The organism is Chryseobacterium sp. (genome assembly GCF_022712095.1).
Classification (GTDB): domain Bacteria; phylum Bacteroidota; class Bacteroidia; order Flavobacteriales; family Weeksellaceae; genus Chryseobacterium.
In genome coordinates this window covers 1-15239 of sequence record NZ_JALAHD010000130.1, presented here as the reverse complement: position 1 = coordinate 15239, position 15239 = coordinate 1, and the positions used below count along the sequence as shown (strand labels likewise).

Annotated in this window: 20 protein-coding genes; 2 read left to right on the top strand and 18 right to left on the bottom strand. The window is 35.3% G+C overall.

Features of this window, described 5'->3' with window-relative positions; translation table 11 throughout:
- Positions 1–83 precede the first annotated feature (83 nt).
- Both Q0A18_RS06620 and Q0A18_RS06615 read left to right on the top strand, forming a co-directional pair.
- A complete protein-coding gene (locus Q0A18_RS06620) occupies positions 84–761 on the top strand; it encodes a DUF4197 family protein (RefSeq protein WP_292009359.1) in 678 nt (225 codons plus the stop codon).
- A 40-nt stretch (positions 762–801) separates the two neighbouring features.
- Complete coding sequence (locus Q0A18_RS06615) at positions 802–1107, top strand: DUF493 family protein (protein WP_292009358.1); 306 nt, start codon at positions 802–804, stop codon at positions 1105–1107.
- 57 nt (positions 1108–1164) lie between these two features.
- Here Q0A18_RS06615 and Q0A18_RS06610 read toward each other — a convergent pair whose 3' ends face one another.
- The 18 genes from Q0A18_RS06610 to Q0A18_RS06525 all read right to left on the bottom strand — a co-directional run bounded on the left by Q0A18_RS06610 (position 1165) and on the right by Q0A18_RS06525 (position 15179).
- Positions 1165–1515, bottom strand: coding sequence for an ArsC/Spx/MgsR family protein (locus Q0A18_RS06610; protein WP_292009357.1), 351 nt, complete (start codon positions 1513–1515; stop codon positions 1165–1167).
- A 71-nt stretch (positions 1516–1586) separates the two neighbouring features.
- Positions 1587–2201, bottom strand: a complete 615-nt coding sequence (locus Q0A18_RS06605) for a deoxynucleoside kinase (RefSeq protein ID WP_292009356.1) — start codon at positions 2199–2201, stop codon at positions 1587–1589.
- Positions 2202–2244: 43 nt separating this feature from the next.
- Positions 2245–3129 (bottom strand): hypothetical protein, encoded by an 885-nt coding sequence (locus Q0A18_RS06600; protein ID WP_292009355.1) that lies wholly within the window; start codon positions 3127–3129, stop codon positions 2245–2247.
- Between the two features lie 91 nt (positions 3130–3220).
- On the bottom strand, positions 3221–4246 hold the full coding sequence (locus Q0A18_RS06595) for a glutaminyl-peptide cyclotransferase (RefSeq protein WP_292009354.1): 1026 nt from the start codon (positions 4244–4246) through the stop codon (positions 3221–3223).
- Between the two features lie 58 nt (positions 4247–4304).
- Positions 4305–4670 (bottom strand): VOC family protein, encoded by a 366-nt coding sequence (locus Q0A18_RS06590; protein WP_292009353.1) that lies wholly within the window; start codon positions 4668–4670, stop codon positions 4305–4307.
- 2 nt (positions 4671–4672) lie between these two features.
- Entirely contained in the window at positions 4673–5173 is a 501-nt protein-coding gene (locus tag Q0A18_RS06585; protein WP_292009352.1) for an SRPBCC domain-containing protein, read from the bottom strand.
- Positions 5139–6731 (bottom strand): Na+/H+ antiporter, encoded by a 1593-nt coding sequence (locus tag Q0A18_RS06580; RefSeq protein ID WP_292009351.1) that lies wholly within the window; start codon positions 6729–6731, stop codon positions 5139–5141. The genes Q0A18_RS06585 and Q0A18_RS06580 overlap by 35 nt, the downstream gene beginning before the upstream one ends.
- Positions 6732–6786: 55 nt before the next feature.
- The gene (locus Q0A18_RS06575) at positions 6787–7788 is read right to left on the bottom strand and encodes a bestrophin family ion channel (RefSeq protein WP_292009350.1); all 1002 of its coding nucleotides are present in this window, start codon (positions 7786–7788) and stop codon (positions 6787–6789) included.
- 8 nt (positions 7789–7796) lie between these two features.
- Positions 7797–8468, bottom strand: a complete 672-nt coding sequence (locus Q0A18_RS06570) for a DUF2490 domain-containing protein (protein WP_292009349.1) — start codon at positions 8466–8468, stop codon at positions 7797–7799.
- A gap of 115 nt (positions 8469–8583) precedes the next feature.
- Entirely contained in the window at positions 8584–8979 is a 396-nt protein-coding gene (locus Q0A18_RS06565) for a DUF1398 family protein (protein WP_292009348.1), read from the bottom strand.
- A gap of 132 nt (positions 8980–9111) precedes the next feature.
- On the bottom strand, positions 9112–9561 hold the full coding sequence (locus Q0A18_RS06560; RefSeq protein WP_292009347.1) for a VOC family protein: 450 nt from the start codon (positions 9559–9561) through the stop codon (positions 9112–9114).
- Between the two features lie 35 nt (positions 9562–9596).
- Positions 9597–9968: a VOC family protein gene (locus Q0A18_RS06555; RefSeq protein ID WP_292009346.1), complete on the bottom strand. Its 372-nt coding sequence runs from the start codon at positions 9966–9968 to the stop codon at positions 9597–9599.
- 54 nt (positions 9969–10022) lie between these two features.
- Complete coding sequence (locus tag Q0A18_RS06550) at positions 10023–10493, bottom strand: hypothetical protein (RefSeq protein ID WP_292009345.1); 471 nt, start codon at positions 10491–10493, stop codon at positions 10023–10025.
- 13 nt (positions 10494–10506) lie between these two features.
- Positions 10507–11034, bottom strand: a complete 528-nt coding sequence (locus Q0A18_RS06545) for a hypothetical protein (protein WP_292009344.1) — start codon at positions 11032–11034, stop codon at positions 10507–10509.
- Positions 11035–11042: 8 nt separating this feature from the next.
- Entirely contained in the window at positions 11043–11498 is a 456-nt protein-coding gene (locus Q0A18_RS06540; RefSeq protein WP_292009343.1) for a DUF1569 domain-containing protein, read from the bottom strand.
- Between the two features lie 88 nt (positions 11499–11586).
- Positions 11587–12789, bottom strand: coding sequence for an ABC transporter permease (locus tag Q0A18_RS06535; RefSeq protein ID WP_292009342.1), 1203 nt, complete (start codon positions 12787–12789; stop codon positions 11587–11589).
- Positions 12790–12795: 6 nt separating this feature from the next.
- Positions 12796–13752, bottom strand: coding sequence for a biotin/lipoyl-binding protein (locus Q0A18_RS06530; protein ID WP_292009341.1), 957 nt, complete (start codon positions 13750–13752; stop codon positions 12796–12798).
- A gap of 20 nt (positions 13753–13772) precedes the next feature.
- Complete coding sequence (locus Q0A18_RS06525; protein WP_292009340.1) at positions 13773–15179, bottom strand: TolC family protein; 1407 nt, start codon at positions 15177–15179, stop codon at positions 13773–13775.
- Between the last annotated feature and the right edge of the window lie 60 nt (positions 15180–15239).

Below are 15239 nucleotides of genomic sequence, written 5' to 3'. Positions count from 1 at the left end.
TATAAATATTAATATTTGCCAAACAAATTATTCTCTTTAATTTTGGCTCAATATTTGAGAAATATCCATAGCAATATCATTCAATGAAAAAATACATCATAGCAATAGCCCTTATTACAGGGACCGGTGTTTTCATCAACGTCATGATGAACTCCTGCACTACCATCGCAACTTCCGATCTGGGAATGTCTGTTATTAAAAAAAGTTTATTAAACGGAGTTGATAAAACAGCAGCAGTTTATAGTGATAAGAACGCTTTTCTAAAAAATTCTTTAATAGATCAGGCTTTACCCAAAGAGTTAAAGGAAATCAATTCAGTCCTTCAAAAAATATCACCATCTCTAGTAACTAAAGAAAAAGAATACATTGCGGAAGCGGCCGTGTATACTATAGGAGTTTCCAAACCTATTCTGGTAAATGCTATCAACAACCTAAACGCACAGGATGTCAAAAGAATCATCCAGGGAGAAAAGGGAACTGCCACTCTTGTGCTGAAAGAGAAAACATCCCAGCAATTAGTAGCTGCCATTGCACCTGATCTGGAAGCTAAAATGAATGAATACGGAATTACAAAAACCATTAATACGGCTTTATCCGGCAATAATCTTTTAGGAAGTTTACTTGGTGGAAGCAGCAGCAACGTTAATGCTAACAGCTTAAGCCTTCTGGCCACTCAGCAGTTGGTGGATGGAATGTTCAATATCATTGAAGAACAGGAGAAGCAAAACTCAAATTCACTTTTAGGACCATTTGGAAAATAAGGAGTTTTTTAGTAAATTTATATATAATTAAATACAATAAATGAATATAATTCAAGGAAATCAACATGCAAGCCCTGAAGATTTTTACCAATCTTTAAAAGAGAAACTGGAAGATCACCATGATTTTCCGGAAGATTATCTATTCAAATTCATTATTCCTACCGATCAGGCAAAACTTACTGAAATTTACAAAGTTTTTGACGGAATAAAGTTTACCCTCGGAAATCGTGAAAGTAAAAATGGTAAATATACGGCATGTAATATTAACGCCTTTGTGTTGGATGCTAATCAGGTCATTAACATCTATAAAGAAGTCGCTAAAATAGAAGGGGTTATCTTATTATAAAATAAAAAAGGTCAGCGAGTTTTTGCTGACCTTTTTATGATTATCGCGTATTAAAATTTATTTTTCAATAAAATATTTTACATTATCTATCGGCCTTCCCAGCATTGCTACAGATCCTTTAATTAAAATAGGTCGCTGTATTAATGAAGGATTTTCTGCCAATATTTTCACCCATTCATCCTCTGAATAGCTTTTTCCGGCAAATTTCTCCATATATAGCTTTTCCGTTTTCCTGATGATATGGAAAACACTCTGATTCAATTTTTTAAGTACTGTTTTTATTTCCAGGATACCAAGAGGGTCTTCCATTATATTAATAATCTCAAAAGGAACACCATTCTCGTCTAAATACTCCAGTACAGCATTTGATTTTGAACAATTTCCATTATGTAAGACTTTTACTAGCATGGTTTCAGATCTTTGTATCAAAGTTAATAAGAAATAAGGTTATAAAAACCTTAATATATAATAAATAAGTGTTAAAACAAGCCGTTCAGTTCGGCTTCAATCTTCTCCAGAATAAAACCAAAGTCTTCCGGCTTCTCTACAAAATCAAGATCATCAACTTCAATTATCAGGAGTTTTCCTTCTGTATAATTGGCAATCCATTTTTCATATTTCTGGTTAAGCTTGGAAAGGTATTCGATACTGATAGAAGCTTCATATTCTCTTCCTCTTTTGTAGATCTTCTTGACAAGATTCGGAACATCTGATTTCAAATAGATCAAAAGATCAGGTGCAGACACAAAGGATTTCATGAGATTGAAGACAGAAGTATAATTATTAAAATCCCTGTCTGAAAGCAAGTTCATATCATTAAGATTCTCTGCAAAAATATGAGCATCTTCATAGATGGTACGGTCCTGAATAATACTCTTACCACTTTCTCTGATTTCTTTTACCTGACGGAATCTGCTTCCTAAGAAATAAATCTGCAGGGCAAAACTCCATTTACTCATATCCGCATAAAAATCTTCCAGATAAGGATTGTGATCAACATCTTCAAACTGAGTATCCCATCCGTAATGTTTGGCCAACATGCTTGTTAATGTAGTTTTCCCTGCCCCAATATTCCCTGTAACTGCAATATGCATATCTATATCTTTCCTTTAATTTTTTATAATTTATCAATTAAAATCAGAACCCAAGAGCTTTAATTTCATCCATGATTTTCTCTATTTTCGCTTTAGGGATATCTTCAGGATTTTGTTTACTCTCTTCTTCAGAGTTCATCTGTTGCTGAACTTTCTTCTTTATTTCTTCAAGGCTGTAAAGATACAGTTTGTTCGCTTTGACTTCAAAATATGTCAGGGTATTTTTATCCACAATCTGTGCATCAGGATCTTCAAAAACAGGGAACAACCCTTTATCAGGAATATATCTCACGATAGAATTATTGGCAATGATAAGAATCACATCGTTTTCTCTTCTGAATCTTTTGCCATTCTCAAATTCTGACTCAAAAATCTTTTCAAATTTTAATGTAAATACTCGGAAATGCTTTTTAGTAAGAATATACACTTTATTTTCATAGACCATCAGATCTGTCATCTCGTCAAAGTTCACATCAAACGGATAGGAATTAATCGTCGTATCATTTCGGAAATTATATTGAATAAGACGCTTTGAGCTTTCATCCATAAGCCAAAGCTGCTGCAGGTCTTCCGCATATACCAGTTTGATGAACCCAAACTTTTGCCTGAAATCTACTTTCTGAATTTCATTAAGGTTCTGGTCTACAAATTTCAGTTCCTGTGCATTTTCAGAAAAGAAAGGGACGCTCAATGGATTCTGAACACTTTGTATCTTATAGGGAACAGTAAACATCATTCTGCCGATCTGCTTCCCTAATGAATCATATTTTGTAAAACTGAAGTCTTTATTTTTATAGATATATAAATTACCATAATCATCTGCAAGCAGGTCTTTTGCTTCTTTGAGCTTAATGGAATCTAATGCTCCTTTTTTCTGTGCAACAAGTGAACAGAAAATAAAAACTAATATTAATTGTAATAATTTCAAAGGATCCTTACCAAGATAGCGTTTCCCTTAGGAAACGCTACCAATTTACATACTTTATTTTATTCCGATAGAAATTGCTTATAAGTTTTTACTATTTAATAGCAACTTCATAAATTTTAGGCCAGTTTTTACCGGTAATCAGCATATTATCTCCTTTAAAGGCAATTCCGTTTAAAACATCATCACTTCCTTTGGTATTCTGCTTGGCAAGGTCTGTAAAGTCAAATTTACCTACAACTTCACCTGTAGCAGGGTTTATTTTTAGAATAATAGGTTTCTGCCAAACATTAGCATATACAAATCCGTTATGATATTCAAGTTCGTTTAATTGATCATACGCCTGAGTATTTCCTGCCACTGCTATATATCTGATCAATTTCGAAGGATCAGCAGGATCAAGGAAATATAATAATTTACTTCCATCTGATGCAATCAGGTTTTTCCCGTCATAGGTAAGCCCCCATCCTTCTCCCAATACATTAGGATAAGCAAATTCAGACAATAGTTTCAGTGAACTTTTATCATAAATATATCCTTTTTTACTTTGCCATGTCAGCTGATATACTTTATCACCGACAATTGTACTTCCTTCAGAAAAATCTTCAGGAGCCTGTTTAGTAGAGGCAATAGGAGTTGTTCCTCCTAAAGTATATTTCAGGATTTGAGAAGAACCGTTTTGGCCGTCACTTTCATAAATGGTATTTCCTTCCAGCTGGAATCCCTGTACAAAGTTGGCAGGATTATGCGGATATTCTGCAACAATCTGATAAGAAATATTTTGTTCCGGATTTTTGGCAAAAACATTAATAGTAGCATCCTGACTTAAAGTTTCTCCACTTTTGGTTTTAATATTGAAAGTAATTCCGTTATCCCCCAATGTAAAGAATTTAGGATCAACAACAAGGTCTGAAGTTTCTTTATCTCCGAAGCTTATGGTAATACTCTCTGCCTTATCCAACACTTCTTTGGGTAGGTTAAGCTTATCACCAAAATGATAACCTTTGCTTTCCATAGAAATATTATAATCGTTTAACGCATTTAATAACTGCTCATCTTTATTGCCACAAGAAGCAAGCAATAAAAATGTTGCAAGTCCTACTATTATTCTTTTTTTCATTTATTCTTTTCTAAAATATTTCCTCAAAAATAGCAATTTTTATGCCTTCATCCATAATTTATTCCAATGGTTGCCCAAACTGTAATATATACCCATTATTATCATATATGGCAAATTCTCTCATTTCCCAGGGGAAAGTTTCAATTTCATAGCAAACTTTAGCTTTGGTTTTAAGTTCTTCCCATAAAGTATCCACATCATCCACATTGAAATAAAATGATCCTGTAAAGCCAATTTTTTCAAAATGTTCATGCTTATTAGGTGCAGCAATCATTAAATGCAGATCGTCTTTATAAAGGGAAGCCCATTGCCACTCCTCATCTCTTCCCAAAAGACTGAATCCTAAAATATGCATATAAAAACCTATGGTGTCTTCAAAGTTTTCTGTCCATAAGACTGGGCGGAGAGAAGTATATTTTACCATTTTCACTGATTTTTAGTGTCTTTTTTCTCTAAATAAGATTTCAGACTTTGTCCTATAATTGCATTCCATCCTTCTGTAAAGCTTTCTCTTGTAAAGCTCTCTCCTAATTCTTTAAAAGAGTCTATACCTTCATGCTTTAGGATCACTTCTGTTTCTTCTCCTTCAGGCTTCAGCTCCCAATTCACTATGGTTTTTTCTTTTGAAAATTCAGGATAGGACCATGTATGCCTCAGCTTCTTATTAGGACTAATTTCTAAAATTTCTCCCTGATGATGATATTTTTTAGATCCTCCAGGTTCATAAAAGTTAAATACTTTTCCTATCTCAAGATTAAAGTCAGGTATATCAAAATACCAACGTTTCATTTCGTTCTTATCTGTAAGTGCCTTCCAGATTTTCTCATGAAAAGCTTTAATCTTATATCGAACAATAATAGGGTCCTTTATATCATTATTTTTAGAAAGTATATTAACTGTGACTGAATCCGGTAATCTTAGCTTCATCAAAATCCAGCTGCATTTCTATTGTTCTCATCACTTCATCATCAAATATCTTTTCTCTTTTGATCTGGTGAAGTTCTGTTCTTTGTGCCTGAATAATCTGCCTTAAGATATTTTTATTTTCATTCATGGCACCGATATAATCTCCTGTAGAAGCCATACATTGAGATTTGTCCACCATCATCATCATGTCATTTTCCAGCTTATGCTTCTGGTGACGTACTAAACTGTTCTTCTCAACCTCTTCTGCAAAATCATTTTCTATCTTATGTAAGGCTGTTTCTTTAAGCCTTTTCATTAAAATTACTTCCTGTTTTTCCGGTGGTAGTTCACTTCCGGCATCTTTTATTTTAAGCAACTTTAATATAGGACTTAACAGAAGTCCCTGTCCTACCAAAGTAATCAAAATAATCACAAAAGTGACAAACAGAATAATATTACGATGCGGAAACGCTTCCCCATTTGGTAAGATAGCCGGAATAGATAATGCCGCAGCTAATGATACCACTCCTCTCATCGCTGCAAAACTGATAATAAACGGTTCCCTCCAGTCGGGTTTGGGTACTTTAAGCCTTAATTCTTTTGAACAGAGCCTTGGGAAATACATGAGTGCATAACTGTAGATAATCCGGGTAAGTATAATCGCTCCTCCGATAATCACACTGTAATAAATTCCCTCCGAGATAGTGTAATCTTTCATTCCGGCAATTACCACAGGTAATTCCAGCCCTATAAGGATAAAAATAATGGTATTCATTAAAAAGATGAGTACACTCCATACGGATCCTGCCTGTAACCTTGTGGTATGACTTAAATAGCAGTGAGAATTGTAAGACATTAACAAACCACCGGCAACTACCGATAGTACCCCTGAAAAATGAAAATGTTCTGCTCCCACATACATGACATAAGGTACAATCAATGTAATTACGGTATCAATATTGGAATTGGATGGTATTAACCTCAGCACCGCTCCAAATAAAAGCCCTGTAGCAGCACCAATCCCAACTCCTCCAATAGCCATAATGAAAAAGTCCTGAACAGCATCTCGGAATATAAACTGCCCTGAAATAACAGCTGCCAAAGCAAATTTAAATACAATCAAACTGGAAGCATCATTAATCAGACTTTCTCCTTCCAGAATACTTGTAATTTTCTTAGGTATTTTCATATGCTTTAACACGGAAGTGGCCGCCACGGCATCCGGTGGAGAATTTACTCCTCCAAGCAAAAAGCCCATTGCCACCGTAAGTCCCGGAATAATAGACGATGAAAGATAAGCCACGACTATGGAAGTAAGGAAAACCAATCCGAAAGCCATGGAAAAAATTTGTTTTCTCCATTTATGAAAATCCTGCCACGACGTAAACCACGCCGCTTCAAATAAAATAGGAGGAAGGAAAATAAGGAAAACCAGATCGGGCTCTATTTCTATCCGGGGCATTTCCGGAATAAAGCTTATCAGTAAGCCCGCAATTACTAAAAATATAGGATAGGCTACTCTCAGCCTTTGCCCTATTATTACCAATATCATAACAGATAGTAAAACTGCTATCGACATTATTACGTAGGTGTGAATCATTATAGTGTTTTAGGATTTTAACGTTAATTCTAGTTTAAAGTACGATATTATTCTTAGGAGTAATAGCGGGAGGAAGATTAGTTTCGTCCAGCATATCTCTCATATCAATTTCTATGGTACGGCTGATCTGTGTAATAGGAACGTCATTGGGACTTCCTTCAAATGGATTTACTGAGGCTTCTCCTACACTGTCTAATGTATGAAAGCACCAGGTCACTAAAAGGGAAAATGGAATATTAAACCATACTGTGTAACCTTCAAAAAGTGTCCCGTCGCCCAGTTTATCAAATTCTTTTAGCAGTCCAAAAGGCACGAAAACAATAAACAAGAGCAACAAATAGGTAGTAATCGAAGAGAAGTTTCTTGGATAAGGAAAGTTTTTAATTCTCTCTGCTTTTCCCTGACTATCCGTGAATTTCACTAATTGCTGGTTGATCTGCGACCATTGAAAATCATTAATTTCTCTTTTAGCATATACTTCAGACAATTCCCTACTTTGGCGTGCCATAAGCTGAGTTGCCTTGTTTTTCTTACCTAAGATGTAATGAAACTCTTCCTCTGAAAGATACTTTTTTAATTCATCATCAATTTTGGTCACTCTTTCGGGAACTTCATATTTCTGTGCATATTCTTCAAACTGTGCCGTATCCATATTTTCCCATGCACGTGGTTCACGAAGCTGAAAACGAAGGGCAGTCAGCCACGCATAATGACGAAGAAACATTTCTTCTACTTTAGATGAATTTACAGATAACGAATCTCTTAATATATATCCGAAACTTCTGCTGTCATTGATAATGGCACCATAAATTTGTCTCGCCTCCCACAACCTGCTGTAGCTGGCATTATTTTTAAATCCGACAATGAAAGCCACTGCGGTTCCCATAATGGCGATCGGTTGCCAAGGAAACGAAAGGAAAACCCAGCCACAATAATAAAGTATGGTGGGGATAGCCGATAATAAAGTCAGAATATAGATACTTCTCTTGGTCCAGACTGCAAATTCCAGTGCACTGAATCTTTTCCCTGAATGCATATATGTTTTTAATTTTTATTAAATGGTATGTTATTATAGAATCCTATCTGGATCTGTCCACGATTTCTGTTTTCCTGCAACTGATTCATATATCCGGCTTCTATCCTCATGTTTTTATTAATGATATATCCTAAGGCCCCGTATACTCTGTTCCGGTCAAAGACGGGACTATTGAAATGCAAAAATATTTCATTATAAACAGAAGCATAAAAGGCTTTGGGTAACATATCTTTTTGTGTAAGCGGAATATTAAAACCCAATAAATAACGGAATCTCATCCTGAAATCATCCTCCAGAAAACGTTCTTCCAGACGGTAACGGTGCTGTAAATTAAATCTTCCCAATTTCTGCTTGGTTATAAACTGCTGGAAAATACGATGTTCAACATTTTCTGTTTTCTCACCATTTACGTAGGGCTTACTTAAAATAAAACCATACCCCACTAGAACGTTATTATTATTTTCCGTAAGATCATATCCTATCCCTGTACGAATAAGAAGCTGCTCCAGGTCTCCGATAGCATCAAAATTACGGTACTGAACTTCATTATGCCAATTCCATTTATCACTGATTTTATTGTTACCGAAATACATATACCAGGCTCCCAGGTCACTATTCTGGGCATACAGCCCTCCCGTGCTCAAAATCAGTAAAAAAGCCAATGATTTTAAAATTTTCATATTTAATTTTTTATTATAGTTTATTACTATTATCTATCGTTTTATAAAAAAATATACTAAATATCAATAATAAATAAAAAATCTCTTTTATGAAAATTTTTCAGAGGTTTTCAGTTTACACAGTGGGAATGAGCTCTACAAGAATTTCATTTTCCGCTTTATCAAAATAGGAACAGGTCATTTTTTCCAAATCTATTTTCCAGCCTTCTACTCCGTTCCGGGCACAATCATTGCAAAAAGTAAGGTAATCCGTTCCTCCTTGCTGATGAAGTTTTAACCTTGACACAAACTCATTGAGATTAAGCTCTGCGGCAATAGTTAATGTTTCATATTTACTTCCTGTCGAAACATTTTGTCCATCCTGGTCAAAATATACAGCTCGCCCATCTGAGACATATACTATATAATCCACTACTCCTTTCTCTTTAATAGCCTTTATATATTTAGGGAAATCAACACCGCTTTTTACTTTCCGGTGCTCTTCCTGAATTTCATCAATTGTAAATCTCATTTTTATATTTTCAACGAATTTAAGTATTTAATTATTTTTTATGTAAATCAATCTTGTCATTGATATATTTATTATAAATAAAAGACTGATAGAAAACTCTACCAGTCTATAACTATTTTTAATCATATTTGTTTATTGATACGATTCAATCTTGGAAGGATCATCATAGTTTACCATCCAGTTAATTCCGAACTTATCTGTAAACATCCCGAAATAGGCTCCCCAGAACGTATCTGCCATAGGCATGGTAATCTGACCTCCTTCAGAAAGTCCGCCAAACAGCTGATCAGCCTCTTTTCTGGAATCTGCATTAATGGAAATAGAAAAGTTATTTCCCTGTTTAAAATGGGGTGCCCATTCTCCTCCCGTATCACTTCCCATTAAAATAGTCTCTTTGGAGATAGGAAGTGAAATATGCATGATCTTATTTTTATCTTCTTCCGGAATTTCCTTCCAATCCCCTGAGGGCATTTCACCAAAAGTTCCTACATAAGGATATTCACCTCCGAATACCGATTGATAAAAATCAAATGCTTCTTTACAATTTCCATCGAATGTTAAATAAACGTTTACTGATGCCATAATATGTCTATATTTAGTTTTTGTTATTGAAATGTCTATCTGTGCTGATCGATCAGAATCATATTCCCATCAGGATCTTTCAAAAAAATATGCTCTGGCCCTGTAGTAGATTCATCAGCTGTTTTGTCCAACACTACCCCGTTTTCCTTCAGGTATTTCTGAATTTGCCGAACATCCTCGAAAGGATTAACTTCTTCGGCATTTTCATTCCATCCCGGATTAAAAGTAAGCATATTTCCATCAAACATAGCCTGAAACAATCCTATTAAAGTCGTATCATTTTTCATGATAAGATAATTTTGCTCCATACTGCCACCCGTAGGAGAAAAACCCAATTTCTCATAAAATTCCTTAGACTTCTGAAGATCTTTAACACTTAAGCTGAGTGAGAATGCTCCTAATTTCATATAGTTAATGTTTAGTATTACTTATAGTAAAAAACATCTGAAAATTCAGATGCTTTATTGATTCTTGATATGGGTTTTATAATTCAGCTTTCCATCGTAGCTTTTCCATTGTCCCGTAAATTCTATTTTTTGATTTTCCACTTTTTCCGAAGTTTTATTCCACTTAAAAGAATAAATAAATTTTCCGGTAAAAATACCTGAATGCTGCCCTTTGTTTTCTTCAGCCAACTCATATTCTCCATAGATTACTCCTTTATTTTTGGAATCCTTATATTTTGTAATTTTAAGTTTCCCTTCAAAGTTTGAATAAACCTTATCTACCAAGGAATATCCGGATACAAAATATTCCTGATCTTTTTTTTTGTCCTGCTCGGAAATATTGATCTTCAGCTTTATTTCCTGATTTTTATTTCCAATGGTACCTATATAAGGCTTACTGTTATTTAACCAGACATTGGAAATATTGGGCATTTGTGCAAAAATAAAATTGGAAACAAGAATAAGGAACGGTAATAATTTTTTCATATTGTTATGGTTGTTATTTGAATATCACTTTTTCAATATTACTTGGATTAAAGTTAGCCCACCACACCTTATAATCCAAGGTTTTGGAATAATTTCTCCATGTACCTTTAAAGGTAAGAGTAGAAAAATTTTCTTTGGCAGCTACATCTTTATGGGTTTGAATCCTGAACTTCCCTTTAAACATTCCGGAATGTTCATTTTTACCATTTTCTACTAAAAAGAAATTTCCAAAGAGAAGCATTTCGGATGGAGTATTTTTAACATCATATTTTTCAGTAAAGTTCAACTCTCCTAAAAAATCAGTTTGTTTACCTTCTGTTTCAGAAGTACCTGAGACTAAATAGATGTCTGGTTTTTCAGGATTTTTTATTACCTGTTTGAATCTAAATTTAAAGGGAATACCTGTGGATATTACTCCTTCAAAAAGCATTTCCTTATTAAGAATCACAGCACTAAAATCTTTGTCTTTTAATGGAAATTCTTTAGTCTGACCAAAATTGAATGAAAATATAAACAGTAATAAAAATAATAATTTTTTCATTTTTTACCTTATACTCCAAATTGAGCCAAGTGATGGTTTAAATGTTTAGCAAACATATTATTCCATTCCTGAGCTTTTAATTTTCCAAATGAAAAAGATTCCTTTCCATCAAAAGCGGAAGCACCTAGCTGTTGTGTCTTTTGAATAAATCCGATCAGTCTCTTTTTTTCTTCTTCAAAATTCTTCTGATCACTTATAATGAACTGAGGCGAAGTCGGTCCGTTCCTAGGATAACTTTTCTCTCCCACTATTTTAGATTTTACAAAGGTTTTCAATATAAATTTGGCAACTCCTCCTGGCTTTTTATGTTTTTCCGGTTCATACACCATTTCGTAGGACACATTACAATGAGCCAACATCTGATCTACCGACATTTTACCCCATAACCCCTGAGATTCCGGGCTAAGGTGATTAATTCTGTCAATATAATTCTGAGCGTCTTTACTATCAAAAACGTTTTCCATTTTTCTAAAAATTACTTAAAACAAATATATCAGTTTTTTGTGTGATTTTACCGATATTTAAAAATTTAGCTAAACAGATGGTATCCCATTATGATATTTCCTCAAAAGTATCATCCTGAGCATTCACAGGTTTTACATAGTGGAAAATGAGCCAGAGTTTTATTTTGAGGGCAATCCAGCCTAAAATAAGATAAACTAAAAGGAGAATTCCTAAATGCTTCAGATAGGGAAAAGTAAGTTCTACAGAGCCTTTCTGAATCAATAATATTTTAAATGCCTTTAAAAAAGGAGTTAAAGGAATAATATTCGCAATAAACTGAACAGCAGCCGGCATTGCATTAAGCGGCCAGGTATAGCCACTGATAATGAAAGCAGGTGAAGCGATTACCATAAGAATTTGTGTCGCCTTCAATGCATCTGGCACAAGAATACTTACAAAAACCCCCATAAAAGATACGGACCCTACAAACACTGCTGTGAGAATGGTAAAATTGAATACACCTTCCGGCATAGGCACTTTAAAAATCATGTGCATGAAGTAATACATAAGCACAATAAGAATGGAAAATATCCAAATAGGAATTACTTTAATGAGCATGGTAGGAAAAGCCCACCTGCGCATTTTATAATATTCTTTCACAAAAGTTTCTCCCTGAAATTCCGCTGCAAAGCTCACAGCCATCGCCAGTAATATGATCTGTTGTAAAACTACAGCTAACATCGCAGGCCACATAAAGATCAGGTAATTACCCGCTGTGTTAAACAGGGTAATATAATTGGCTTTAAAAGGTTCATATTGTGTGGCTGCCTGAGTTGCGGGCATCCCCATCTTCTGCAAAGCCTTAATAGAAGCTCCTGCGGAGAATGTTCCGATGGTAAGCTGAAGGGCTTTCGAGGCAAAATTAGCAGTCAGAACATTCCCTGTATTAATATAAACATTCAGCTCAGGATATTTTTTCTGAAGCATATCTGCTTCGAATCTTGAAGGAATCATTACAACTGCTGCCGCTTCGTAGCGTATCACTTCATCTTTTATACTTAGCGGTTCCTGAATAAACCTGATTACTTTGATACTTTTATTATCCTCCAGCATTTCCGTAAGCTGACGGGAAAGCGGTGTATTATCTTTATCTACAACTAATACAGGTGTATTTTCCACTTTTCCGCTTTTGTAAACAAGCCCCAATAGTGTAGCATACACAAATGGAGCCAGAAAGAATACGGTCCGTAATGTAGAGTTACCTAAGAATACTTTGAACTCCCGTTTTAAAAGACGAAAAAACTCTTTCATAGGTAATTATTTCAGAATCACATTAGCATTAACCAGGATATTTTTTGCTTTATTCATATCCTTGGGGGTAACCTTTATTTCATATATAGCGTCCTGCAGCTGATAATCCGGATAAGGTGTTGTAATATCAGCATATCGTGTCAGCTGTTTTATATACACTATTGTTCCTTCTAGGTTTTCTTTATTATAAACTACCTGTAGAACTATATTCTGTCCTTTTTTATATTTTGAAATCTCACTTTCAGGAACTGTAAATCTAAAATATGTACTGTCCGGAATATATCCGTTAAAAAGTGCATATCCCGCGGTAGCCAATTCTCCGGCATTAAGACTAATGGTCTCAATTTCCATATCATTCGTCGCAATAACGTACCTCTCTGAGTAAGCAACATGAGCTTCCTGCAAAGCTCCTTTAGCCTGAGAAGCCTGTCCGGCAGCCATTTCCACTTTTTCAAAGCGGGTTCCTCTTTTTACATCATCCAATTCCGCCACCACGGCATCATATTGGGCTTTGGCTCCTTGAAGTTTAGCATAGATCTCATCATAGGCCTGCGGAGACATAAGACTGTCCCTGTACATATTAGAAGCTCTTCTGAAGGATTTCTGAGCAAAATCATATTGTTCTTTCAGCCCTTTATATTTAGCCTGTAATTGCTTCAACTGATCAGCCGTTGCCCCGTTCTTGGCCATTTGCTCCTGTGCAGCAGCAGCACTTACAGCACCTTCTGCCTGAGCAATTTTAGCTGAAACTTCAGGAACATCCAGTAAAGCGAGCGTATCTCCTTTTTTCACAGATTCACCTTCCGTTACATAAATTTTTAATATCCTTCCTGTTACTTTCGGAGCAAAGGATATAACTTCTTTCTGAACCTTGCCTTCGGAGTCATTCAGGTTTTTTGGTTTCTTCTCACAGCTTTCCAAGAAGAACAGAGCAATACATAGTAGAGATATATATTTTTGCATCGTTTTAAATTTAAGGGTAATTAATAAATTTTTGTAACATCCAGTTCCTGAGTAGATCTCATCAGTTCTATTCCGGCCCGTCGCTGGTTAAAAATAGCGTTTTGATATTCTAATTCAGCTGCTTCCAGATCGTTTTCCGCTTCGATAAGCTGAGAGGATTTACTTACACCATATCTGAATTCTTTTTCTGCCTGTATCAAGGCATTTCTAGCCAATTCTTTTTCTTTACTTTTAAGTGCGATCTGCGCATCAGCAACATCATAATTGGTTTGATTATTAGCTAAATTGAGAGTAAGTTTTTTCAATGCGTCTTCTTTTTGATTTTGCAAAATTTCCTTTCCGATTTTAGCTGTTTCTTCTGCATGCTTTCCTTCTCTTCCATCAAAGATTTCCCATTGGAAACCTACGCCAGCAGTTACAAGAGGAAAGATGTTCAGATTGGTGGGACGCCAGTCTAATTTTGCTCCGGGATAACCAATCAGCGGAATGGCCGGAATTACATTTTCTGAAGTTTTGATCCTGCTTCCGTACAATCCTATATAATAAGCAGAAGCCATAAGCTGAACTTTAGGAATTTTCCAGGTTCTTTCTGCTTTTATCTTAAAATCTGCCGCAGTGATTCCATGTTCGAGAGCACGGATCTCGGCTCTCTGTTCGATTCCTTTTTCAGGTGCAAGCAGCTCAATAGGTGATAATACAGGAACGATTAATCTCAGACGCTCCTTATCAATTCCTGTTAAAATATAGAGCTGGGTGAGAAGAAGTTCTTTTTTTCCTTCATATTCTACCATTTTAGCATCAAGCGTAGCCTGAGCTAATTCAATTTTTTTATGATCATATGGAGTAATAAGACCATAACCTAAAGCCTTATCGGCTGTTTTCCGGTTAATATCCAACCTTTTCTTTGCTTCATCGAGCACATTTTTAGTTTGATGAATTAATGCCAGCTGGTCGTAAGCTTTGGAAACATTTGCGACTACCTCATCTCGTGTTTTTTCAAGAAGAATGTCTTCGGATATTTTTTTCTCTTCATTTGCTTTTCTCAACAACTTCACTTTTCCCCCGGAATACACCAGCATTTTAGCATCTGCTTTTGCAATTCCTGAGAATCCTGAAACGTTCAGGTTATTATTAAACTGTCCCTCCGGAATATGAATGAAGGGCTGAATATTAATTTCAGGAGAAGTAGTGCGCGCTGTTCCGTTGAGGTATCCAATTTGACCGCTCAGTCCTAATGTAGGAAGAAAAGCATCTTTCAGCTTATGTTCATCAAGGTCGGTAAGTTTATTTTGGGTAATCTGCATTTTAAGATCAGAATCACGAACCATAGCACTGTCTAAAAGTTCTCTAAAATCCGGGGCTGTTTGCGCCGATCCCAAAACTGGCATAAAAAAACCAAAAGTCAAAATCAATAAATTGCTTTTCATGGTCCATGTTTATAACAAATATAATGCAAAAGTTTTTAAATCTACAAACAATATTTATAG